The organism is Helicobacter pametensis ATCC 51478, from assembly GCF_000518225.1.
In the GTDB taxonomy this organism is placed as follows: Bacteria; Campylobacterota; Campylobacteria; order Campylobacterales; family Helicobacteraceae; genus Helicobacter_G; species Helicobacter_G pametensis.
In genome coordinates, this window is the sequence record NZ_JADE01000007.1 from 80,592 (window position 1) to 103,590 (window position 22,999).

A 22,999-nucleotide genomic window follows, 5' to 3' on the forward strand; every position below is an offset into this window, starting at 1 on the left:
GATGGTGGATGACATCAGAGAATTTTATTGGATTATCAGTTGTATCAGGTTTCTTTGTGGGGTTGATTTTCGCACTCATTGGAATCAACGAGCCTGAATTTATTATCCTTTTTACACTTGTTGTCACCGCTGTGTTTTATTTGATCGTGATCTCTGGAATCTCGCTTTTCAATTGGTTTGTTGGTTTTGAAAATCGGAGATTTAATAAAAATCAGCTAGAGGATAATCTAGAGTATTATGTCTCACAGTTCAAAAAGAGAGAAGAAGAGCTTGTTCGCGTTCTAGACTACATTAAGCGCATTGAGCTTGGACAGGAAGAGAAGGAGAAGCAATCTCTATCATGAAGCACGCGCAAAATGGCTATAGTCAAAACTTGAAATATTCTCAAGATGAGCTTGCATTGCAGTATTTGCCCGCTGTGAGGGCTATGGCTCATCGCCTCAAGGAGCGTTTGCCAAGTTCTGTTGATTTTGTGGATTTGGTTTCAATTGGAGCTGAAGAACTTATCAAAGTGGCGAGGCGTTATGATAGCAGTATCAATGATTCATTTTGGGGATTTGCCAAGATTCGCATCAATGGAGCGATGTTGGATTATTTGCGCAATCTTGATGTGCTATCCCGCTCTTCTAGAAAGCTTATTAAAGCAATCGATGCGGAAGTGAGCAAATATCTCAATGAGTATGATGAGGAGCCAAGTGATGAGTATTTGGCTGAGATTTTGGGTGAAGATATAGAAAAAATTAGAGAAGCTAAAATCGCATCTGATATCTATACACTGGTTCCTATTGATGAGCAATATAATGCAATTCAATCCGATAGTGTTTCGCTAAGAATTGAGAAAGAAGATTTGATAGAGCAGATTGAGAAGGTGTTATCTACTCTTTCAGAAAGAGAGCAGTTGATTGTCCAGCTTTATTATTTTGAAGAGCTAAGCTTGGGAGAAATCTCAGAGATTTTAAACATCACCGAATCTCGAATCTCACAAATCAATAAAGAGGTGATCAAAAAAGTGCGCTTAAGGTTGGGAGAAGTCCATGGCTGATATTTTGAGTCAAGAAGAAATTGATGCCCTGCTGGCTGTTGTCGATGGAGAAGAAGAGCAAGAGATCAAGCCCAAATATGACAATGTGATTCTGTATGATTTCAAACGACCCAATCGTGTTAGCAAAGAGCAATTGAGGGCTTTTAGAGGGATTCATGACAAACTTGCTCGATCGCTTTCTTCACAAATTTCTTCTGTGATGCGCTCAATTGTAGAGATCAGTTTGCACAGTGTTGATCAAATGACTTATGGCGAGTTTTTGATGAGCTTACCCAATCCGACAAGCTTTAATGTGTTTTCTATGAGACCTCTTGATGGGACAGGTGTGCTTGAGATCAATCCAAGTATTGCGTTTCCTATGATTGATCGGCTTTTGGGGGGGCGTGGAGATCCTTACAATAGTCAGCGCGAATTTAGTGGAATTGAGCTTAATTTACTTGATTCAATTCTCTATCAAGTGATTCAGAATCTCAAAGATGCATGGGCTCCTGTGACTGAAATTTATCCTGCGATTGATACCAAGGAGACAAGTGCATCCGTTGTGCAGATTGTTGCTCAAAATGAGATTGTGATCATGGTTGTGATGGAGATTGTGATTGGAGATTCGCGTGGGATGATGAATCTATGTTATCCCGTTATCTCGCTTGAGACGATTTTATCAAGGCTTGGTAGTCGTGATTTGATGCTAAGTGATACAAACACAAAAAAGAGTCGCAATAAAGAATTGCAAGCATTGATTGGGGGTTCTGGTGTCATGGTGAGTGTTGGGCTAGGCAATGCGACATTGGATCTTAAGCAGATGATAGACTTAAAGGTTGGGGATATTATTAGGCTTGATCGCCCAGCTAATGATGAGGTTGTGGTCAGTATTGATGGGCGTGAAAAATATCTTGCAGAGATCGGATTACAACGCTATCGCAAAACCGTTAAAATAAAAGAAGTGATTCGCACAGAAAAAGATGAAGTCAAGGAGATGCTTGAGCTTTTAGAAGAACAGCGCAAGATTCGTGCTGTTCAGACAAATGAAGAGGAGTAGGGAATGATGTCAGAGGAAATGAGGTTGTTTAATAGACTCTTTGTCCAAGAGAGTAGCTCAACACTGGAGGGCTTACTTGGAATCCGTCCAGAAATCTCATATGAGGATGTGGTTGGGATTGCTCAGGCTTTGCCTTATATTTTGGTGCGTATTGGTTGCAAGAGAGAGGGAGGATTAGAGGGGGAGGCTGGGCTTGCAATCCCAAGTATGCTCGCTGCACATCTTTCTGATTTGATGGTTGGAGAGGAACCCAAGGAGCGTTCTGATCTCACAGAAAATGATATAGATGCGACCAAAGAGATCGTCAATAATATTTTGGGAGCGCTATCCACGGGATTGAATGCAGATAAATTGCTTCCTTCAATACGCTTTGAGATTTTGAGTATAGAGGAGATCAAAGAAAATATTGAGCTCTCAGATTTTGTGCATGCATGGAAATATGCAATTTCGCTCAATGGGTTGCAATCTGACTTTGTGTATTTTGGTTCTTCTGCATTTTTGAGTTTGTTTGAAAAAAAAATAGAGTTGCAGACTGAAGAGGCGCAGATAGAAAATAGCGCACAAGTTGCTTCAAATGAGGAATTGAAAAATATTGAGATGCTCTTGGATGTCAAAATCAATATTCATGTACGGATTGGACAAAAAAAGATGCTTCTCAAAGATGTGATTGCGATGGATATTGGAAGTGTGATTGAGCTCAATCAGCTTGCCAATGAGCCTCTTGAGGTTTTGGTGGATAATAAGGTCATCGCTCATGGAGAAGTTGTGATTGTAGATGGAAATTTCGGAATCCAGATCACAGATATTGGAACAAAAAAAGAACGATTAGAACAAATTAAAGTTTGATAAAGGGAATTTGATGCGAAAAATGAGTCTAAGTGATATGTTATTGAAGCTACAAAATTATTGGAAGGAGCAGGGGTGCCTTGTGCTTCAGCCTTATGATATCCCAGCAGGGGCTGGGACCTTCCATCCTGCGACACTGCTTAGGAGTTTGGATAGCAAGCCATGGAGTGTGGCATATGTGGCACCAAGTCGAAGACCCACTGATGGACGCTATGGAGAGAATCCAAATCGTTTAGGGAGTTATTATCAGTTTCAAGTTTTGATTAAACCAAGCCCTGAAAATATCCAAGAGCTGTATTTGAAATCTCTTGATGTATTGGGGATTGATCGCTCTAGACATGATATTCGTTTTGTTGAAGATAATTGGGAGTCTCCAACTCTTGGGGCTTGGGGACTTGGATGGGAAGTGTGGCTTGATGGAATGGAAGTGACACAATTTACATATTTTCAGCAAGTGGGTGGACTCCCTTGTGATCCTGTAGCTGTTGAGATTACTTATGGGGTTGAGAGGCTTGCGATGTATATTCAGGGTGTAGATAATATTTTTGATATTGAATATGCCAATGATTTAGAGGTTGTGCATTATAGAGATGTGCATCTTCAGGGAGAATATGAGTTTTCCAAATATAATTTTGAGATTGCTGATGTGGAGACATTGTTTTTGATGTTTGAGCGCTCTCAAGATGAAGCAAGACGATGCTTGGATGCTGGAGTGCCTTTGCCAGCCTATGATTACACGATGCTCTCAAGTCATTTCTTTAATGTCTTAGATGCGCGCAAAGCCATCTCTGTCGCTCAAAGACAAAACTATATTTTAAAGATTCGGGATCTAGCCAAAAGATGCGCTTTGCTTTATAAAGAGCAAGAAAGTCAGAGGGAAAATAGGCTCAAAGCCTAAAACTTCTTGTATAATGCGCTCTTTGTTTCGGAGTATGGCGCAGCCTGATTAGCGCGCACCCTTGGGGTGGGTGAGGTCGTGGGTTTGAATCCCGCTACTCCGACCATCTTCTATCAATCTTCTTATGAATGACTTAGCCAGTTAAGAATATTTTGCATATTGTGTGAAGGAAAAAATTTGGAGCAATACTTAAAAATCTCCATGCATGTTTGTGCATCTGCATAAGCTCGATGAGCAATGGGTGTGTGAATACCAAGAGATTCATTGAGAAATGCTAGATTGTATTTTGGGGATTGGAGAGTTTTTTGAGCTATTTTGAGTGTGCAGAGTGTTTGATTGTATAGTCCGATTTTGAAGTATTTGAGATAAAGAAAATCCAAAAAATTGTAATCAAAATTGACATTGTGTGCCACAAGAATGCTTGTCCCCACAAAAGATCGAAATTCTTGTAAGACATGCTGGATTGGTGGGGCGTATTTAACATCATCGACTTGGATTCCTGTGATTTCTGAGATGAATGGTGGGATGTCGGTATTGTGTACCAATTGCTCAAACCGCCCCAAGATTTCACCCCTTCCATTGCATAAAATTGCTCCAATTTCAAGCAAATTACCTTTTTGAGGCAGGGCATGAGTTGTTTCAATATCAACAAAACAAAATATTTGCTCTTGCCATGTGCGATCTTTGGATCCTAGATATAGGAGAGAATTTTGGATTTGAAGATCTAGTCCAAAGCACAAAAGAAAATCAAGACAATGTTCATCCAAAGAGAGATCTTTAAGAATTTCATCTTGGCTACAAAGATTGAGAAAATGCTGAATCTCTAGAGTTTTGTTAGCAAGATTGGAAACAAAGCGTTTGCTTGGACTAGGGGGGAGTTTGGATTTGGTAGGTTTGGGCTTGAGGGATGGATCTTGGATGATGGGATGCATTAGACTTTGAGGGATTGGATGGCTTTTGCATAGTCTTTGCTTCCAAAGATATAGCTTCCAGCGACTAAAATATCGGCTCCAGCTTCTTTGAGAAGTACTGCATTGGCTTGATTGACCCCACCATCTACTTGGATGAGACATGAGGGATTGATCTGATTGATTTTTTCTTTGAGTTTTTTGATTTTCTCAAGACTTTGAGGGATGAAGCTTTGTCCGCCAAATCCAGGATTGACGCTCATGACAAGCACCATATCTAGATCTTGCAAGATAAAATCTAGAGTTTCAAGAGGGGTGTGGGGATTGAGAACTACAGAGGGTGAGATTCCCTTGCTTTTGATATAGGAGATCATACGGTGGGCATGTGGTTCTTCTTCGATATGAAAGCTCAAAAATTTTGGTTTATAAGGCACAAATAAATCCACAAAGAATCCAAGATTTTTGACCATAAGATGAATGTCTAGAGGTAAGGTTGAGATTGATGCGATTTTTTCAAGAATAATAGGTCCAAATGTAAGATTTGGCACAAAATGACCATCCATAATATCTAGATGCAAGAGATCAGCTCCAGATTTCCCAATCTTATCCAATTCTCTTTGAAGGTGCAAGAAGTCAGCGGCCAGTAAGCTTGGTGCGATTTTCATATTTTCTCCGATATTCATTGTGAGAGTAAAAGTTATAATTTTACAATTTAAGCTTAAGTGGAGGATATGAAATGCAACAAATAATCGATTGTTTTTTTTCTTTGGCGCCAAAGATTCAAGAAATGATTGCTTGTGGGGAGACTTCTTATACTTCAGAGTGCAATGCTAGTGGAGATGTTCAGCTTGCATTAGATGTGCAAAGTGATGTATTGATTGGAGAAGAGTTGGCTTCTTTGGAGTGTGTGCATTCTGTATTTTCTGAAGAGCAGAACGAGATTAGAGATGCGCATATGGGGGGAGAATTTTGCGTTGCTTATGATCCTATCGATGGATCCTCGCTGCTTGGTTCAAATCTAAGTGTTGGGACGATTTTTGGAATCTATCACAAAAGTTTTGAGGCACATCATTTGGTCGCGAGTGGTTATATCGTCTATGGACCAAGATTGGAGCTTGTACTGGCAAAGCGAGGGGAGAGTGGGGTGCGTCATTTTTGTTTTGATCCAAAAAAGAGAGAGTGGAAAGATCAGGAGATTTTGATGCTTGAAAAAAGTGGGAAGATCAATGCTACTGGGGGGACACAGAAATATTGGAGCATACAGCATAAGGCTATGGTGGAATCATTATTTGCTCAAGGATATCGCTTGAGATATTCTGGTGGAATGGTTCCTGATTTGCATCAGATATTGATCAAAAAAGGAGGGCTCTTTAGCTATCCAGCGACACAAGATGCTCCTTGTGGTAAATTGCGCAAGCTTTTTGAAGTATTTCCATTTGCCTTGATTTTTGAATGTGCTGGAGGTGAGGCGATTGATGGAAGTAAGCGATTGTTGGATCTTCCAATCTTAACATCTCATGAGAGTTGCCCCTGTTATTTTGGAAGCAAGGATGAAATCTCTCTTGTCAAAGAAAGTTTGAGGAATCTCTGATGGAAGAGCTTGAGAGATTGTTTGAAGAGAGTGGGCAAAAAGTTTTAGAGTGTCAGAAGGGGCGATTGATTGATTCTTGTTTGAAATGTCCAGAAGTTCTTGAGTGCAAAGAAAGAAAAGATTATGTGCGCAATACTTATAGGTTTTTGAATGGTGGGCAAGAGGAAGGTGGGTTTGATTTTTAGACTTTTTGTGGTGTTGATCTTTTTGATGGGGTGCAAAGATTCATATCAGTATGGCTTCTTACTATATGAAAAAGGTGAATATATCGAGGCGCTGCCTTATTTGGAGGGGGCTTGTCTGACATCAAGTTTGAAAGCTTGTATGATGACAGCCTCTGTGTATGCGCGTTTAGAGCCTAATGATATGGGTCGTCTTAAGGCTCTTAAGGCTTTAGAGCAAGCTTGTTTGTATGGTGAAAGTAGGGCTTGTGAGATTGTTGTGCATACGCATCAAAAGAAGGGCGATGCTATATTGAGGTGGCTTGATCAAGGGTGTCAGAGTGGGAATCCAAAGTTATGTTTTGAACTTGGCAAAGCTTATGTCTTGGGTCATTTTGGATCCAAAGAATCTACTTTGGCACTGAAATTTTTTGGTAAGTCATGCTATGGAGGGAATCTTGGAGGATGTCAGGCAGCACTTGAGATCCTCAAACAGGACAATCCCTACTCTCCAGAGATTGCCAAGTTTCAATCTCTCAAAGAGAAGCTTGAAGAAAAGTAATTATTGCTTGATCCCTAAGAGTGTATCAATCATTTTATCAATAGTGCTGACGACTTTTGCATTGGCAGCATAACCACTTTGAAATTTGATGAGATTGACCATTTCTTCATCCACACTGACTTGAGAGATACTCTGATGCTCTTGTTTGGCCGCTGCAAAGAGAGCAGTTTTTGTGTCAAGTGTTGTTTGGATGGCTTGTGTGTCTGTGGAGATTTCTCCTCCTAGGAGTTGATAATATTGGGTGAGTTGCATCTCTTGGAATGAATTCTTCCCTGTCTGAAAGACTAGGTCATCATATTGCATCTGCTGTATCATATTGGCAACATCTGTGTTCCCAGATGATGGGGCACCCCAAGCTCTTAGCTTTGTTGGATCTTGGACATAGCTTTCATTGATGCTGATGTTTTTGGAATTATTTCCATCAAAGAAGCGATTGATGCCAAGGGATCCTGCGAAATTGGTCCCTTTGTCTCTAATTCCGATATAAACACTATCTTGATTCTTGGCAATGATTTGGAATTTACCTGTTTGAGAGTTGAAATTGGCACTGAAATAATCATCAATATCATTGAGTGAATTTTGATCAGCATTGTCATCTGTATTGGAATTGATTTGCTGGACAACATCCTCGATGGATGTTGTGGGTGAGATTGTGATTGTTTTGACGCCAATCTCCTCTCCATCTGAATCATAAATGACGATATCAAAGCTACCTTTACGGATATTGTATTGACTATTGATGAGGGACTGATCGCGTGAGAGCTCTACAGAATTGCTCTCGATATTTTTTGTAGCGCTTTGCGCATAGATATTGTTGGTCGTCTCAATAAAAGTTCTTGCAAATGTATCGAGCATATCGATATATTTTTGCATTTTTCCTGGAGTTGTGCCATCAATTCCATCAGCATAAAGCTTGATAAGTCCTCCAATTTTTCCATCCAATAAATAGTTGGTGATATCAACAGGGTGATGATCTTGATTTTTGAAATAGACATGATTAAGTCCATTGCCTTTGTGGGATTCTTTGACTGTGAGTGGATGGAAGTTGATGCCATCGACGATATTGAATCCTCCTGCGACATTGAGAACATAGTTTTCTCCATAGTCGATATTTCTTGAGTTGATTCCAATGTCGGATTTGAGATTGGATTTGAAAACACTTCCACCAATAAGTTCTTTGAGTTGAAATTCAAGCTTATCTCTTTGGTCACGCAAATCATTCGCCTTGATAAGATCGACTTTTGATTCTTTGATACCGAGTTGTTTGTTGATATTGGCAATCTGCTCTCCGATGCGATTGACTTCTTCGATTCTTAGTGCAAGTTCTTGGCTTGTTTTTTTCTGCATACCTGCAAGATTGTCATATGCAGAATGAATACTGCGCATTAATGTCTGTGTCGCTTGGATGAGGATTTGTTTTTGTGCTGGATCACTTGTATTTTTGGAGAGATCTTTCCAGGCATTGAAGTATTGCTGTAAATCTTCATAGATTCCAACACCTTCAAGATCTGGGAAGAGAGAAGAGGTTTCTCTGAGTTTGTCAAACTGGGTTTGATAAAACTCTTTTTCTTGCGCAGCACGACCATATCGCTGGAAAATAAATTCATCATGAGCGCGCATAATGCTCTCAATTTGCACTCCACTCCCAAGATGATAAGTCCCTTTATCTAGTGGAGTTTGGGGTTTGAGAATGACCTTTTGCCTTGAGTAAAACTCATCATTGGCATTGGCAATATTATTGCCCGTTGTATCAACCATTGCTTGATGAGCTTGTAACCCCGTGTAGGATGTGTTAAGAGAAGTAAGGATCCCGCCCATTGTCAAACCTGAATAGCAAGAAAGTTTTGCTGGGGTTTGGCATAGCCGCCATATCCATTATTTTCATGCGGCACAATACGCCTAAGAAGTGAAGTGTAAAATTCACTTACAGCATGCACACTTCTAGCATATCCATTATTGAGTTCTTTGAGTTCTTTGAGTGATGTTTTGAGTGTGCTAAGAAGATCCAAAATCTCATCTTCAAGCAATGAAGAGAGTTCTTGGTCTGGATGCTGATTTTTGAGTTGAAGCATATGAGAATCGATAAGATTTTTACTCTGCTCAAATTCTTTGATCAAAGCTTCTTTGAGCGGGAGTCTTTGAAAGATTTGTTCATTTTGAGCATTGGATAGAGATTGGATATCCAATTTTGTTATATCAATGAGTTTTGAGAGTTTGCAAATAGCTTCTTTTAAATAACTAGAAAGCATCAATTTTAACCTTATTATAAAGAAATGCTTGCCTCTACTTGAGAGGACAAGTTTTCTATAGGCCAAGCAAATTAAGTGCCATTTTTTCAGATGTTTTCTTTAAATCAACCTTGTATGATCCAGATTGGATCTGATCACGAATCTCACTAATACGATCTGAGGCGACTTTTTCTTCTTTATGAGTTTCACTTATCTTTGTATCCCCAGTCTTCTCACTCTTGGGTCGAAGATAGAGATTTTTAAGTTCCACAGATCGCTCTAAGTTGTTTCTAATCATTTCTCCACCTTTAATTTTGATTGGGTCTATAATCGACATTCTTTTGATCATCTTAATGATGAATTGATTGCATTTTGAAGATTTTCGATATTTGTCACATGTTGGCTCATTTGTTCTGATGAGTTTGGGGTATGGATGCCAAGTTTTGGATCATATGCAAAAACCGCCACAACAATCATCGTGAGTACAAAACAGCAAAAGCCAATGATGGGAATCACCCATGCTTTTTGACTACTCATCGTAAATCCTTGGATTAAAGTCCCTTTCTAGACTGATTGATATAGTATCACATTGACCCAAATTTTAAATGTTTTGTAGTAAGCTTTTGACTTCAAATTGCCCTAATGGTGTGAGAATCTAGGATTTGGGATATCTAAAGAGGATGAAAAAAGTTATTTTCTTGCTTATGTTGTCTCTTCAATTGTGCTTGAGTGCAGTAGGTGAGAATCGCATCTGGCAAAGGGGTTATACCTTTTTAAATTTTTTAGAGGATTATCAAATCCCTCTACGCCTTTATTACAACCTCCCCTCTGGAGATAAGGAGCTGACAGCAGAGATCAATGCTGGAGTTGAGTATCAAATCCTCAAAGATTCTGAAGGCAAGCTGGTGCAGGCTCTTATCCCTATTGATGAGGAGATACAGATTCATATCTATAGAGATCATTATAAATATAAAATGACCTTCACTCCCATCAAAACCTTCCAAAAAGAGCAAACTCTTGCTCTTGAGATTATGGATTCGCCCCATCAAGATATTTTTAGGTTTTCTAAGGATTTGGCATTAGCAAATGAATTTCTCAATACCTATAAAAATAGTATCAATTTCAAGAGGGAGGTAATCAAGGGGGATAGATTGGCGATTATTTACACAAGAAAATATCGCTTTGGTCAATTTTTTGGAACACCTTCAATTTTGGCTTCAATGGTTGAGACAAACAAAAAACAAAATTTTCTTATCTCTTATAATGGTGGGCGTTTTTATAACCTAGAGGGCAAGGAAGTTGCTGGATTTTTATTACAGATGCCTTTGGCAAAGATTTATATCACTTCTAAATTCTCAAAAGCAAGACGCCATCCTGTGCTGAAAACGATTATCAGACCTCATTTTGGTGTGGATTTTAGAGCCAAGATTGGAACCCCAGTTTATGCTGCGGGCAGTGGTCGTGTCATCAGTGCTGGGTGGAAGGGAGGATATGGGAAGGCTGTTGAGATTTTGCATGAGGGGGGATTGAGGACATTGTATGCTCATTTGAGCAAGATTGATAGAAAAATGCGTCCAGGAATTTATGTCAGGCAGGGACAGATGATCGCAAGGAGTGGGAATACAGGATTGAGTTCTGGTCCGCATTTACATTTTGGACTCTATAAAAATAATCGCCCCATCGATCCATTGGGAAGTATTAAAACAACGCGTAGTAAGTTAGAGGGCAAGAAAAAACAAGAATTCCTTAAAAATATGCAAAGATACAAAAAACAGATTCAAGATGAGCTTGAGCAGCTAAACTCCAAAACTAGGAGCATTCAAACTCAAGGCGGAGCCGTTGAGGACACTTCTTTAGAAGATCGTTAATCAAATAAGCCATAGCAGGGAGAAGAGTGATGAAAAGATTGTTGTGTATCTTATTGTTGCCATTTTTTATTTTTGCTTTTGATGTATCCACTCTGAAGCTGACAATTACAAATGTAGATAAAAAGAAGCAAACTTTGATTTTAAAGCCAAATGATGGAGTTTTGGTTGGTGAAACGGGGATTATTGTGCATAAAATTGGACCAGGATTGATCTCAAATCTCATCACAATCACAGATGTTTCATCAGATGCGATTCATGCAACTTATGAGCGATTTAAACTTTTGGAGCAAAAATATCTTCCCACACCGATTATGGAGCCTAGGGTGGGAGATGAAGTGATTATGAGGAGTTTTTATTCGAGAGGCTTTATTGTTGCACCCAACCAAAAGCTTTATGAAGAGATCAAAGCACGCTTTCCAAAGATTCATTTTGTGAGTTCGGATTTGATGATTGCTGATGTGGGCGATAAAGGAATTGTTGATCCAAGCAAGAAAGGGTTTGGAGAGATTTGTCGTATTTATAGTGTTGGGGTATTGATGATTTATGCATCCAATGGTCTAAATATTTTGGATTGTCAAAGTTTTAAAGTGCTAGAAACTCAAGAGATGGAGAATCCAGATCCATCTAGCAAGCAATATCCTTTCTTTGCAAGAGTTGAAGCCAAGAGTTTTTGGGATTTTTTGAGGCGTAAAAAAGAATACTTTAGTGAATATAATAAGCTTTTGAATCAATGAAACATTTTTCTTGTCTTGAAGAAATTGTAGGAGTTGGTGGGGTCTATTGTGATGAAGCGCATTTGTCAGTTTATGGATTTGATAGCACGCGCTTGGAGAAGCGACCAAGTTATGTTGTTTTCCCTCAAAATGAGAATCAAATCGCACAAATTCTTAGCTATGCCAATGCCCATCTGATCCCTGTAACGCCTAGAGGTGCGGGCAGTGGTATGAGTGGGGGATGTATCAATGAGGGGATTATCTTGGCGATGCAAAAATATTTTTCTTCAATTATTCATATTGATTTGGAGAATCTTTGTGTTACTTTGCAGCCTGGTGTTATCAATGGCTATCTCAATAAGATTCTTGAGCCTCATCATTTGTTCTTTCCTCCAGATCCAGCTAGCAGTGCTTTTAGCAGTGTGGGAGGCAATATCGCAGAAAATGCTGGAGGTATGAATGCTGTGCGTTATGGGGTGAGTAAAAATCATATCTTATCTATGCGTGTTGTGTTGGGGAGTGGAGAGATTTTGCAATTGGGACATAAAACCTATAAAGATGTGGCTGGCTATGATCTTGTGGGCTTGATGTGTGGAAGTGAGGGAACACTAGGGGTGATCACAGAGATGACTTTAAAGCTTGCTCCAAAACCCAAGCATATAACTTCGGTGTTGATTTGCTTTGATGGAATCAAGGCTTTGGCTGAGGCATCTTGTGCAATTCTTGCAAGTGGTCTTTCTCCTTATGCGATGGAATTTTTGGATTCACTAATGGTTGCAGCTCTCAATCATAAATATCAGATCTATCCTGAGCAAGCCAAAGCTGTTTTGATCATCAAGTTGATGGCCAATCATTTAGATAGTTTGGAGCGAGATGTTTTGGAGCTCAGGGAGATTGCTGCGAGATTTTCACCTCTTTTGTTTATGCGCGCACAAAATCAAGATGAGGAAGAACGGATATGGTTTGGTCGCAAAAATGCCTCTCAAGCAAGTAATTTTTATGGAGTAAAAAAGCTCAACGAAGACATCACAGTGCCAAGAGGCAGTGTGGCAAAGTTTTTGCATAGAGTGGAAAAAATCAGTCAGAAATATGGCCTGACTATTGCATGCTTTGGGCATATTGGAGATGGAAATATTCACACAAATGTAATGCTTAAAAATGAGAGTGAACTTGATGTAGGGAAACAGGCTGTGAGAGAACTGTTTGCTCAAGCTATTGAGATGGGAGGGACATTGAGTGGGGAACATGGGATTGGATTGAGTAAATCATCTTTTATGCCCATGGCTTTTGGAGATTTGGAGATGAGAATTTTTAGGGAAATCAAAAAGGTCTTTGATCCAAATGGGATTTTAAATCCTCACAAAATGGGACTTTAATCCTAGAGATTATTGTAGGGCTTAGAAGAAGAATTTTTGAATCTTCAATATTTTTTCCAAGCTTCTTGTGTGATTTTTGATTTGGGGTGGTGTGAGAGAGGCATTGGAGTGTTTGAGGGTTTGTAAGATTTGAGGCTGTTTTTGATCTTATTTAAAAGATGTTTTGGGTATAATCAGCCCCTTGTTTTTGCTTAGAGACAAACTAAGAAAAAGCGAAAATTTTAGATGAAGGAAGCGCGAATGTATGCGATTTTTAAGAATGGAGGCAAGCAATACAAGGTCCAAGAAGGCAATATCGTTCTTCTTGATAAAATGAGCCTTGAGCCAAAGTCAAAAATTACTTTTGAAGAAGTATTGATTCTCGTTGATGGTGAAAATAGCAAGATTGGGACACCCTTTGTAAGTGGTGCAAAGATCGAGGCTGAAGTCATCAATGAGGGAAGAGCGAAGAAAGTTGTGACTTTTAAGAAAAGAAGAAGAAAAGACAGCAAAGTAAAGCGTGGTTTTAGACGAGATTTTACACGCGTGCGAATTTTAAAAATTGTAGGATAAGGAGAAGAGATGGCTCACAAGAAAGGTCAGGGTAGTACACAGAATAATAGAGATTCTGCTGGTCGTCGTTTAGGTGTCAAGAAATTTGGTTCTCAGTTTGTGAGAGCTGGAAATATTCTCATTCGACAAAGGGGAACGAAGGTTCATCCTGGGAATAATGTCGGAATGGGGAAAGATCATACGATTTATGCACTCATTGATGGAGTAGTAAAATTTGAACAAAAAAATAAAGACAGAAAAAAGGTTTCTGTTTATCCTGCGTAATTTATGACTTATCGCTGGCCAAAGGTTTCGGAACTTTATGGGGGGGTTGGCCAACGACGGGGGTTTGATTCTAAGCTTTATTTTTTGCGTCAGGCATTGCGATTTTGGGCGAGGTCTTTCCTTGCACGCAAGCAAATTTCTCAATTTGTTGCGCAAATTAATCAAGATCACAGATTGATTGAATTCTTTCTGGTTAATCGCGGGGGGGACTATCGCATTGTTTGTATTGATTTTGCCAATCAGAATCTCTCCAGAGCCCAAAGAATGGAACTTATCTGGGAAAATTGCCTAATTCTTTTGAAGTTTGATCACTCTATTTTTCAAAAACTAATCCAACATCAAGAAATTTTGCTTTTTTCACATGAGGATGTGCAGATTGTTTTTAAAGTGAATGGCACATTTGAAGAGGGATTTTTGGCAGTAGAGATGCAATGCAATCATCAGAGAATCTATGGTGCATCTTTTTGTATCGATCCTTCAAAGCAGGCTTTGATCATTGCTTCTATTCAGGGATTGATACAGGGAGATGAGGCACGAGAAAAGATTAAGATAATGACAAAAAAGTGTTATGGGTTAAGACCTCAAATTTGCCTTATTGAGGCTATGCGGTATATGATGGCATTTTTTGATTGTCGTATTTTATGGGGGATCTCTCAATCTGCACAGGTGCGTTTTTCTTCACGCAAGAGAGGGTATTTTGCAGATTATGATCAGTTGTGGGATGAAGTAGGCGGTGTGAGATGTGGAGATTATTTTGATATCACACAAACACAGCGTAAGGAATTAGATGAGATTCCAAGTCAGAAGCGATCGATGTATAAGAAACGCTTCGCACTTTTGGATGAGATGAGAGATGCAATTGAGCGAAAATTTGATGCGATGAGGTAGTGTATGTTTGTAGATTGTGTGGATATTTTTGTTTCTTCTGGAAAGGGCGGAGCTGGAGCAGTGAGCTTTAGAAGAGAAAAATTTGTAATCCAAGGGGGACCTGATGGTGGAGATGGAGGACGAGGGGGGAGTGTATTTTTTGAGGTTGATCCCAATAGTGACACTCTATCTCGCTTCCGTGGTGCTAAGCATTACAAGGCAGAAAATGGGCGTCCTGGAGAAGGAAAAAATAAAACTGGACGAAGTGGAGAGGATCTGATCATCAAAGTACCTGCTGGGACTCAGGTATTTGATGAGGAGAGTGGAGAGCTTTTGCTAGATCTTAAAGAGGGGAGACATCTACTTTTTGAGGGGGGTAAGGGGGGTGCTGGCAATGCAAAGTTTAAAAACTCAGTCAATCAGCGTCCCACATATGCTCAACCTGGAATTCAGGGAATCAAAGCCCATCTGCGCTTGGAGCTTAAATTAATCGCTGATGTAGGACTTGTGGGGTTTCCCAATGTGGGAAAATCAACACTCATTTCTGTATTGTCCAATGCACGCCCAGAGATTGCCAATTATGAGTTCACAACACTTGTGCCAAATTTGGGTGTTGTAGATGTTGGTGATTTTGATAGTTTTGTAATGGCTGATATTCCAGGAATTATTGATGGAGCAAGCGAGGGGCGAGGATTGGGAATTGAGTTTTTGCGTCATATTGAGAGGACAAAACTACTCTTATTTGTATTGGATCTATGTAGTTATCGATCTTTGGGTGAGCAATATGACAAATTACGCAATGAATTGAGATTGTTTTCAGATCTGCTTGCAAGCAAGCCCTTTGGGATCGCACTCAGCAAAACTGATATCGCAGTAGATTCTGCAGCACTTATGGATCAATTCTTAAAAGAGCAAGGGTTGGATAAGGTTTTGAATCTGCATCAGGGGATCTACATTCAAGAAGGGCTAACGATAGGGTATGGTCTTCAGACTTTGGAACCTTTGTTTGTGCTGCCCATTGCTTCAGCAACACAGTTCCACACACAAGAGCTCAAGACACTTCTCTCACAGGGGCTTAAATTGTGATGCGCAAAAGGATTGTGATCAAGGTTGGCACTTCTAATCTAAGCAATGGAGAAGTAATTCAGGAAAAAGAAATGTGCAAGATCGTGGAGACAATTGTCCATCTTCAAGATCGTTTTGATGTGATTTTGGTTAGCTCTGGAGCTGTTGCTAGTGGATATACACAGATTGATTTGGATAAATCTATTCTTGCTCATAAGCAAGCCCTAGCAAGTATTGGTCAACCCCTTCTTCTTGAAACATATCGCAAACTTTTTTCAAAATATGGGGTTTTAGTTGCTCAGATTTTGCTTGCAGGTCATGATTTTGATTCTAGAAAAGCGACACAAAATGTGCAAGATACAATTGATGTGCTTTTGAGCAATAAAATTGTGCCAATTATCAATGAAAATGATGCGATTGCAACGACAGAACTTGTATTTGGTGATAATGATCGATTGAGTGCACATATTGCCTATTATTTGGGTGCTGAACTTTTGGTGATCTTGAGTGATATTGATGGCTATTTTGATAAAGATCCTCATCAATGTGCTGATGCAAAACTAATCGCACATATCTCTTCTATCCCTCAAGAAAAACTTCAGGCTACCTATGATCCACATGGTCATTTTGCAACAGGTGGGATTGTGACCAAACTGATCGCTGCTGATTTTTTGATCCAGCGTGGCAGGGCGATGTTTTTGTGTAATGGTGATAAGTTGGATCATCTTGAGAGTTTCTTGCTACAAAGAATCAAAAAAAGCGGCACTTTATTTGGAGAGTTTGATGGCTAGGGTTGTGTTTTTTGGGACACCGCGCTTTGCACAAGAGGTGTTGCATATTGTTGCCTCTTCTCATGAGGTTGTATGTGTGGTTACCCAGCCTGATAAGCCATTTGGACGCAAACAAGAACTCAAAAAATCAGAGGTCAAAGAATATGCGCTTGAGCAAGGTTTGCCTATTTTGCAACCCCAAATTCTTGATGTTTCGATTCTTAAACAGCTGGAAGTATTTCAAGCAGATTTCTTTCTTGTCGTTGCATTTGGCCAAATATTTCCAAAAAGCTTTTTGGATTTTGTGCCATGCATCAATATCCATGCATCAATCTTGCCTCATTTAAGAGGTGCTTCTCCGCTCCAAGAGATGATCTTAGAAGATCAAAAATATTTTGGTGTGACGGCGATGAGGATGGAGCAGGGATTGGATTGTGGAGATATTTTGGGAATCCAGTTTTTGGAAACACAAGTTGATCTAGGATTGCATGGTTTGTCTTCAAAGCTTGCGCAAATGGGGGGAGAGCTTGCAAGTGCCGTGCTAGATTCTTATCATTTACTATCCCCGATTAGACAAAATCATTGCGATGCAAGCGTATGTAAGAAGATCAAAAAAGAGCAAGGTCTTGTGAGTTTTGTGAGTGCGCGTGAAATTTTTGTGAAATTTTTAGCTTTTTCCACTTGGCCTAGTATTTTTTTGGAAAATGGCTTGAAGCTTGTGCGTATCGAGTTGGTGGAAAAAGATGGGATATTTAGATCCGGAGAGATTTTGGATGTTTTAGATGATGGGGTGTTAGTGGGATGTCAGAGGGGAAAAATCAAGATTTTAGAAGTTCAGCCTCCATCTAAGATGAAAATGCTTGCTAAGGATTATTTGCATGGCAAAAGATTGAAGATAGGGGATCTTTTTTGTTGAATTTTTTTTGTTTCAAAGAGCTTGTTTCGACACAAACATGGCTTGTTGATCAAGTCAAGAATCAAGTTTTTACCCTTCCTGCCTGCGTGATGAGTGAGCGTCAAATCAAAGGGGTTGGGAGTAGGAATAATTCTTGGGAGAGTGTAGAGAATGCATTGCTTTTTTCATTTGCCTTTAAAAAAGCAATATTGCCCTCAGATCTTCCTTTGCAGTCTATTTCAATTTATGTGGGATATCTTTTTAAGGAATGGTTAAATTATGAGGGGCTTTGGCTTAAGTGGCCCAATGATTTATATTTGGGAGATTTCAAAGTGGGAGGGGTTCTTACACAAAGCTTGGGAGATCAGTTTGTCTGTGGAGTTGGATTGAATCTCTATGCTTCTTCTTATGCTTCTCTTTCTCTTGATTGGGATTTTCAAATCAAGCAGGAAAAACTTAGAGAGTTTTTGGATTTTTTTTTCAGATTGCCAAGTTGGGATGATATTTTTTGGAATTACAAGCTAGAATTTCATAAGAATTTTGGCTTTACTTTTCATTTCAATGATCAAGAGATGAGCTTTTGCAATGCTTCTTTGTGCGAGGATGGCTCTCTGCTTGTAGGAAATCAAAAAATTTATAGTTTAAGATAGTTTGGAGAAAGAGCATGGGTGAAATTATTGCGATTGCCAACCAGAAGGGGGGTGTGGGCAAGACGACAACGGCTGTGAATCTCTCTGCTTCTTTGGCGGATTTAAATAAGCGTGTATTGCTTATTGATTTTGATCCTCAAGCAAATGCAACAACTAGTTTGGGATTTCGTCGCAATGAAGTGGAATTTGATATCTATCATGTTCTCATAGGAAGTAAAAAACTCTCACAAATCATTCATCCTACAGATATGAATAATCTCTTTCTTGCCCCATCTAATATCGGACTTGTAGGCTTTGAGAAGGAGTTCTATAGCAAAAGAACCTCTGGTCGAGAACTTCTTTTGAAGTGTAAAGTCGAGGAGATTCAAAACCAATATGATTTTATTGTGATTGACTCACCCCCTGCTCTTGGGCCACTGACAATCAACGCCTTGAGTGCTGCTCATTCTGTGATTATTCCCATTCAGTGTGAGTTTTTTGCCCTTGAGGGTTTGGCTCAGTTGCTTAGCACAATCAAAGCTTTGCGCACAACAAGTAACCCTAGCTTATTTATACGAGGATTTTTGCCCACGATGTATTCATCGCAAAATAATCTCTCCAAGCAAGTTTTGGCAGATTTGATTCAGCATTTTGATCAAGAGTTATTCAAAAAGTCTCAAAAGGGGGATTGTGTGATGGTTCCAAGAAGTGTCAAACTTGCAGAATCTCCAAGCTTTGGAAAACCAATTTTGCTTTATGACAAAAAATCTAATGGAAGTCTTGCCTATCAAGAGCTTGCTCAGGCAATTCTTGGAGGCGTGAGCTGATGAGCAAAAAGCAAGTCTTGGGTAGGGGTTTAAGTGAGATCTTGGGCGAGGTGAGCAAGGCTTATGAGAATAATATGGGTGATCCTGCAACACAGGAGCGTGTGGTTGAAATTGGACTTGATCAGATCATTCCCAACCCCTATCAGCCACGCAAATACTTTGATCCTCTAGCATTGCAAGAATTGGCTGATTCTATTAGGGAGCATGGTCTGCTTCAGCCTATTTTGGTTTATGAAGATGGAGGGCAATATGTCTTGATCGCTGGAGAGCGCCGTTTGCGAGCCTCTAAGCTTTGTAAAAATCAAACGATCAAAGCGATCGTAGCTGAGATTGATCTTTCGCGTTTGCGTGAGGTAGCCTTGATTGAAAATATTCAGAGGGAAGATCTCAACCCTATTGAGCTAGCGCATGCTTATGAAGAATTGCTCAAAACTTACAAAATCACGCATGAGGGGCTTGCAGAGCGTATCCAAAAATCAAGAACTCAGATCACAAACACATTGCGCCTTCTTCAGCTTGGTGCAAATGTCCAAAAACTTCTTGTAGAGGGAAAGATCACACAGGGTCATGCCAAGGCTTTGGTCGGTTTGGAGAGTGGTAAGCAAGAAAAAATTGCTCATACGATTATTGGACGCAAGCTTTCTGTAAGAGAAGTTGAGAATCTTGTCAAAAATACAAAAACAACTAATCTCCCAAAAGAACATAAAATCGATCTTGCAGATCCAGAGGACATTCAAAAAATTGAAGAGATTCTCAAAAAAAATCAAATTTCCTTTCAATTTAAGAAACTTAGAAATTCAATCTCGATATCTCTAAAGAATTCAGAAGAGATTCGGCGTTTCTTGGGGCTGATTGCACAAGAGATCTGCTAAAATGCGGCTTTCGCAATCGGTTTAGAAGTAGGAGAGGAAATTGAGCTTAACATTGAATCCATATTTGATGCTTTTGGTTTTTGTTGTCTTTATGGCATTGATTTTTTTCTTAAATCTTATGCTGTATCGCCCAATTTTGGAATTTTTAGAAAAGAGAAGTCAATCTTTGAAACAAGGATTTTTAAATGCCAGCGGGGATCGGCAAAGAATAGAAGAGATTGATCTTGAGATTCGCAATATCTTAGAATCTGCTAAGAGAGAAGCCAAGGAGATCAAGGCCTTAGCACTTCAGGATGCACAAAAAAAATATGATGAAGGTTTTGAGCGCGCTAGATCTGAGCTTGAGTCTCGATTTTTGGAGAACAAAAAAGGGTTGATTGAGCAGAATGCATTGCTTCAAGCTAAACTCTGTGAGGAAAGAGAAGGTTTTGTTGTCGCAATTGAGCAGAAAATCAACCAATTAAGGAGTGCCCAATGAGATTGTTGTCTGTGATTTTGCTTTTCTCACATGTTGCGTTTTCTGCAGAAGTGACATTGGCTCAGAGTGATTTTATCGAGAGGATAATCAATTTTTTGCTGTTCTTTTTGATCGTTTGGTATCTTGGATCAGACAAGGTAAAGCAGATTTTTGCTCAAAGGAAGATGAAAATCTCTGAACAATTTGAGCATCTGCAAAATCAAGAAAAAGAACTCAAAAAAGAAATTGAGCGCAATGAACAGCATCTTATGGATGCACAGAACAAAGCAAAAGAGATTGTTGCTAATGCTAAGCGTGAGGCATTTTTACTCACTCAACAATTTGATTCTCGTCTAGATCAAGATATCAAAACCTTAGCTACATCGTTTGATGAAAAACTCAAACAAGAAGAGAAGCAACTCTTTTATCAGAGTGTGTCCAAAATTGTTGATCAGTCACTAGAGAGTGTTCAGGTATCTCAAGATGCTTGTATGCAGATTTTGACAAGGGGGATCAGATGAGAAGAGGTCTTGCTAGAAAATATGCAAAAATCCTAAAAGAGAGCTTTGATTCTAAAGTTTTGCTAGATCTTGTGGATCAAAAACCTCTGATACAAGAATGTTTCCAAAACTCCGAATTTCAGAAAATTTTGAGTAATCCATTCATTCTGGCTTTGACTAAGGTTGGCTTTGTGGATTCTTGTTTGGATTTTTCACATCAAGGGATGAGGGAATTTGTCAGGATGATGGCAGATTCTCAAACTTTGCATTTATTGTTAGAGGTTGTGGAGGAGTTGGAAAGTTCTTTGAGACTTGATCAAAAGCAATGTTGTGCCATTTTGTCTTCTTCTGATAAATTGGATCAAAATTTGATCGAATTATTTAAAAAACAGTTGGAAGAAAAAACTGGATATCAAATTATGGTGAAGGAGGCTTCGTGGAATAAAGAGGAAGTCGGATGCTACATTGAAGAGCTTGATTTGGAAGTTTCATTTTCTAAGGAAAAATTTGACAGAGATTTGAAGAATTTTATTTTAGTTTCATTTATGCAAGGAGTTCAGATTGAAGAATAAAATAGGAGAGATTGGTTCAATCATTAAAGAAAAAATTAGTCAGTTTGAGTTGGATCTTAAGATTGAAGAGGTTGGAAAGGTTTCAACTTATGCTGATGGTGTTGCCAAGGTTTATGGTCTCAAGAATGTCATGTATTATGAGATGGTAGAGTTTGAGAGTGGGGATATCGGTCTTGCTTCAAGTCTTGAAGAAGATTTCGTTGGTGTGGTTGTGCTTGGAAGCGGCAAACAAATCCAAGAAGGGATGAGCGTCAAGCGCTTGCATCGTTTGATGAAAGTACCTGTGGGTGAGTGCGTTGTCGGACGGATTTTGAATGCACTTGGAGAGCCAATTGATGGGAAGGGGCCTTTGAATGCTCAAGAATTCCGTTTTGTTGAGGAGAAGGCACCAGGGATTATGGATCGAAAATCAGTTCACGAGCCTCTTCAGACTGGAATCAAAGCGATTGATGCACTTGTGCCAATTGGTCGAGGACAGAGAGAATTAATCATTGGAGATCGTCAGACGGGAAAAACAACAGTTGCGATTGATACCATCATCAATCAAAAGGGGCAAGGGGTTGTTTGTATTTATGTTGCTATTGGTCAAAAGGAATCAACAGTTGCCCAAGTTGTTAGACGCTTAGAAGAGCATGGAGCAATGGAATACACTGTAGTGATCAATGCCCCAGCATCTGTTTCTGCTGCGATGCAATTTTTGGCACCTTATACGGGTGTGACGATGGGAGAGTATTTTAGAGACAATGCCAAACATGCTTTGATTGTATATGATGATTTGAGCAAGCATGCTGTGGCTTATAGGGAGATGTCTTTGATTTTGAGAAGACCTCCTGGACGAGAAGCTTTCCCAGGAGATGTGTTCTATCTGCATTCTAGACTTTTAGAAAGAGCTGCCAAGGTAAGCGATGAGCTAGGGGCTGGATCTTTGACAGCATTACCAATTATTGAAACTCAAGCCGGCGATGTTTCAGCCTATATCCCTACCAATGTGATTTCAATCACGGATGGACAGATTTTTCTTGAAACTGATTTGTTTTATTCTGGAATTAGACCTGCGATCAATGTTGGTCTCTCTGTATCAAGAGTTGGTGGAGCTGCACAGATTAAAGCAACTAAGCAAGTGTCTGGAACACTTAGATTGGATTTGGCTCAGTATCGCGAACTTCAAGCTTTTGCTCAATTTGCCTCAAATCTCGATGAAACAAGTAAAAAACAGCTTGAGCGAGGTCAGAGAATGGTCGAAGTACTCAAGCAACCTCCTTATGCTCCACTTCCAATTGAAAAACAAATTGTGATGATTTATGCTGGAGCAAAGGGATATCTTGATGATATAGCTGTCTCTCAGATCACAAGGTTTGAAAGTGAGCTTTATCCATTTATTGAGGATAAGTATTTAAATATTCTAACCTCTATTCGTGAGAAGAAGGCTTTGGATGAGAATATTGAAGCTGAACTCAAAAAAGCCTTAGATGCCTTTAGAGCATCCTTTTTGAGCTAGGG

Annotated in this window: 30 protein-coding genes and 1 tRNA gene; 25 read left to right on the forward strand and 6 right to left on the reverse strand. The window is 39.5% G+C overall.

The features are described from left to right. Positions 1-8 precede the first annotated feature (8 nt). From T391_RS0101460 to T391_RS0101485, 6 genes are all read left to right on the forward strand, one after another. On the forward strand, positions 9-344 hold the full coding sequence (locus tag T391_RS0101460; RefSeq protein WP_027326849.1) for a hypothetical protein: 336 nt from the start codon (positions 9-11) through the stop codon (positions 342-344). Further along, positions 341-1,042: an RNA polymerase sigma factor FliA gene (locus T391_RS0101465; RefSeq protein ID WP_027326850.1), complete on the forward strand. Its 702-nt coding sequence runs from the start codon at positions 341-343 to the stop codon at positions 1,040-1,042. The genes T391_RS0101460 and T391_RS0101465 overlap by 4 nt, the downstream gene beginning before the upstream one ends. Further along, positions 1,035-2,078 carry a flagellar motor switch protein FliM gene (gene fliM / locus T391_RS0101470; RefSeq protein ID WP_027326851.1) on the forward strand — a complete coding sequence of 348 codons (1,044 nt, stop codon included), beginning with the start codon at positions 1,035-1,037 and terminating at the stop codon, positions 2,076-2,078. Before T391_RS0101465 ends, fliM begins: the two co-directional genes overlap by 8 nt. 3 nt (positions 2,079-2,081) lie before the next feature. Further along, complete coding sequence (fliY, locus tag T391_RS0101475) at positions 2,082-2,924, forward strand: flagellar motor switch protein FliY (protein WP_051420515.1); 843 nt, start codon at positions 2,082-2,084, stop codon at positions 2,922-2,924. A 22-nt stretch (positions 2,925-2,946) separates the two neighbouring features. Next, positions 2,947-3,822: a glycine--tRNA ligase subunit alpha gene (gene glyQ, locus T391_RS0101480; protein WP_034583449.1), complete on the forward strand. Its 876-nt coding sequence runs from the start codon at positions 2,947-2,949 to the stop codon at positions 3,820-3,822. Between the two features lie 28 nt (positions 3,823-3,850). Then, positions 3,851-3,928: transfer RNA gene (locus T391_RS0101485), tRNA-Pro, on the forward strand. A gap of 16 nt (positions 3,929-3,944) precedes the next feature. Here T391_RS0101485 and T391_RS07565 read toward each other — a convergent pair. Further along, on the reverse strand, positions 3,945-4,754 hold the full coding sequence (locus T391_RS07565; RefSeq protein ID WP_051420516.1) for an exonuclease domain-containing protein: 810 nt from the start codon (positions 4,752-4,754) through the stop codon (positions 3,945-3,947). Continuing rightward, entirely contained in the window at positions 4,754-5,395 is a 642-nt protein-coding gene (gene rpe / locus T391_RS0101495) for a ribulose-phosphate 3-epimerase (protein WP_027326854.1), read from the reverse strand. Before rpe ends, T391_RS07565 begins: the two co-directional genes overlap by 1 nt. A gap of 71 nt (positions 5,396-5,466) precedes the next feature. Between rpe and T391_RS0101500 the strand changes: the two genes are divergently transcribed. From T391_RS0101500 to T391_RS0101510, 3 genes are read left to right on the forward strand one after another with little or no spacing between them, the layout of a single operon-like run. Beyond that, complete coding sequence (locus T391_RS0101500; RefSeq protein ID WP_027326855.1) at positions 5,467-6,321, forward strand: class 1 fructose-bisphosphatase; 855 nt, start codon at positions 5,467-5,469, stop codon at positions 6,319-6,321. Beyond that, positions 6,321-6,506, forward strand: coding sequence for a hypothetical protein (locus T391_RS0101505; protein WP_027326856.1), 186 nt, complete (start codon positions 6,321-6,323; stop codon positions 6,504-6,506). The genes T391_RS0101500 and T391_RS0101505 overlap by 1 nt, the downstream gene beginning before the upstream one ends. Next, positions 6,496-7,044 carry an SEL1-like repeat protein gene (locus T391_RS0101510; protein ID WP_027326857.1) on the forward strand — a complete coding sequence of 183 codons (549 nt, stop codon included), beginning with the start codon at positions 6,496-6,498 and terminating at the stop codon, positions 7,042-7,044. The genes T391_RS0101505 and T391_RS0101510 overlap by 11 nt, the downstream gene beginning before the upstream one ends. Here the strand turns inward: T391_RS0101510 and flgK are convergent, their stop codons facing one another. Genes flgK through T391_RS0101530 form a run of 4 tightly spaced genes read right to left on the reverse strand, consistent with a single transcriptional unit; the run spans position 7,045 to position 9,809 of the window. Then, the gene (gene flgK / locus T391_RS0101515) at positions 7,045-8,862 is read right to left on the reverse strand and encodes a flagellar hook-associated protein FlgK (protein ID WP_027326858.1); all 1,818 of its coding nucleotides are present in this window, start codon (positions 8,860-8,862) and stop codon (positions 7,045-7,047) included. It abuts the gene before it with no gap. Positions 8,863-8,864: 2 nt separating this feature from the next. After that, positions 8,865-9,293, reverse strand: a complete 429-nt coding sequence (locus tag T391_RS07570) for a hypothetical protein (protein ID WP_034583390.1) — start codon at positions 9,291-9,293, stop codon at positions 8,865-8,867. Between the two features lie 55 nt (positions 9,294-9,348). Next, a complete protein-coding gene (locus tag T391_RS07575) occupies positions 9,349-9,570 on the reverse strand; it encodes a flagellar biosynthesis anti-sigma factor FlgM (protein WP_034583391.1) in 222 nt (73 codons plus the stop codon). Between the two features lie 47 nt (positions 9,571-9,617). Next, on the reverse strand, positions 9,618-9,809 hold the full coding sequence (locus T391_RS0101530) for a hypothetical protein (RefSeq protein WP_027326859.1): 192 nt from the start codon (positions 9,807-9,809) through the stop codon (positions 9,618-9,620). A gap of 143 nt (positions 9,810-9,952) precedes the next feature. Between T391_RS0101530 and T391_RS07580 the strand changes: the two genes are divergently transcribed. From T391_RS07580 to atpA, 16 genes are all read left to right on the forward strand, one after another. Beyond that, positions 9,953-11,140, forward strand: a complete 1,188-nt coding sequence (locus T391_RS07580; RefSeq protein ID WP_051420517.1) for a peptidoglycan DD-metalloendopeptidase family protein — start codon at positions 9,953-9,955, stop codon at positions 11,138-11,140. 29 nt (positions 11,141-11,169) lie between these two features. Further along, positions 11,170-11,874, forward strand: coding sequence for a plasminogen-binding N-terminal domain-containing protein (locus tag T391_RS0101540; protein WP_027326860.1), 705 nt, complete (start codon positions 11,170-11,172; stop codon positions 11,872-11,874). After that, positions 11,871-13,229, forward strand: coding sequence for an FAD-binding oxidoreductase (locus T391_RS0101545; RefSeq protein WP_027326861.1), 1,359 nt, complete (start codon positions 11,871-11,873; stop codon positions 13,227-13,229). Before T391_RS0101540 ends, T391_RS0101545 begins: the two co-directional genes overlap by 4 nt. A gap of 240 nt (positions 13,230-13,469) precedes the next feature. Next, on the forward strand, positions 13,470-13,781 hold the full coding sequence (gene rplU / locus T391_RS0101555; protein WP_027326862.1) for a 50S ribosomal protein L21: 312 nt from the start codon (positions 13,470-13,472) through the stop codon (positions 13,779-13,781). A 9-nt stretch (positions 13,782-13,790) separates the two neighbouring features. Continuing rightward, on the forward strand, positions 13,791-14,045 hold the full coding sequence (gene rpmA / locus T391_RS0101560; protein ID WP_027326863.1) for a 50S ribosomal protein L27: 255 nt from the start codon (positions 13,791-13,793) through the stop codon (positions 14,043-14,045). 3 nt (positions 14,046-14,048) lie between these two features. After that, a complete protein-coding gene (locus tag T391_RS0101565; protein ID WP_027326864.1) occupies positions 14,049-14,933 on the forward strand; it encodes a DUF535 family protein in 885 nt (294 codons plus the stop codon). Positions 14,934-14,936: 3 nt separating this feature from the next. After that, a complete protein-coding gene (gene obgE / locus T391_RS0101570; RefSeq protein ID WP_027326865.1) occupies positions 14,937-15,998 on the forward strand; it encodes a GTPase ObgE in 1,062 nt (353 codons plus the stop codon). Beyond that, positions 15,995-16,768 (forward strand): glutamate 5-kinase, encoded by a 774-nt coding sequence (gene proB / locus T391_RS0101575; RefSeq protein ID WP_027326866.1) that lies wholly within the window; start codon positions 15,995-15,997, stop codon positions 16,766-16,768. Before obgE ends, proB begins: the two co-directional genes overlap by 4 nt. Continuing rightward, positions 16,761-17,663 carry a methionyl-tRNA formyltransferase gene (gene fmt, locus T391_RS0101580; RefSeq protein WP_034583393.1) on the forward strand — a complete coding sequence of 301 codons (903 nt, stop codon included), beginning with the start codon at positions 16,761-16,763 and terminating at the stop codon, positions 17,661-17,663. The genes proB and fmt overlap by 8 nt, the downstream gene beginning before the upstream one ends. Continuing rightward, positions 17,657-18,292, forward strand: a complete 636-nt coding sequence (locus T391_RS0101585; protein WP_051420519.1) for a biotin--[acetyl-CoA-carboxylase] ligase — start codon at positions 17,657-17,659, stop codon at positions 18,290-18,292. The genes fmt and T391_RS0101585 overlap by 7 nt, the downstream gene beginning before the upstream one ends. A gap of 14 nt (positions 18,293-18,306) precedes the next feature. Continuing rightward, on the forward strand, positions 18,307-19,098 hold the full coding sequence (locus tag T391_RS0101590; RefSeq protein ID WP_027326869.1) for a ParA family protein: 792 nt from the start codon (positions 18,307-18,309) through the stop codon (positions 19,096-19,098). Next, positions 19,098-19,970, forward strand: coding sequence for a ParB/RepB/Spo0J family partition protein (locus T391_RS0101595; RefSeq protein ID WP_027326870.1), 873 nt, complete (start codon positions 19,098-19,100; stop codon positions 19,968-19,970). The genes T391_RS0101590 and T391_RS0101595 overlap by 1 nt, the downstream gene beginning before the upstream one ends. 40 nt (positions 19,971-20,010) lie before the next feature. Then, a complete protein-coding gene (locus tag T391_RS0101600) occupies positions 20,011-20,448 on the forward strand; it encodes a F0F1 ATP synthase subunit B family protein (protein WP_027326871.1) in 438 nt (145 codons plus the stop codon). Further along, the gene (locus T391_RS0101605; RefSeq protein ID WP_027326872.1) at positions 20,445-20,948 is read left to right on the forward strand and encodes a F0F1 ATP synthase subunit B family protein; all 504 of its coding nucleotides are present in this window, start codon (positions 20,445-20,447) and stop codon (positions 20,946-20,948) included. Before T391_RS0101600 ends, T391_RS0101605 begins: the two co-directional genes overlap by 4 nt. Continuing rightward, positions 20,945-21,499 (forward strand): F0F1 ATP synthase subunit delta, encoded by a 555-nt coding sequence (locus tag T391_RS0101610; protein WP_027326873.1) that lies wholly within the window; start codon positions 20,945-20,947, stop codon positions 21,497-21,499. Before T391_RS0101605 ends, T391_RS0101610 begins: the two co-directional genes overlap by 4 nt. Next, positions 21,489-22,997, forward strand: a complete 1,509-nt coding sequence (gene atpA, locus T391_RS0101615; protein WP_027326874.1) for a F0F1 ATP synthase subunit alpha — start codon at positions 21,489-21,491, stop codon at positions 22,995-22,997. The genes T391_RS0101610 and atpA overlap by 11 nt, the downstream gene beginning before the upstream one ends. Positions 22,998-22,999 lie beyond the last annotated feature (2 nt).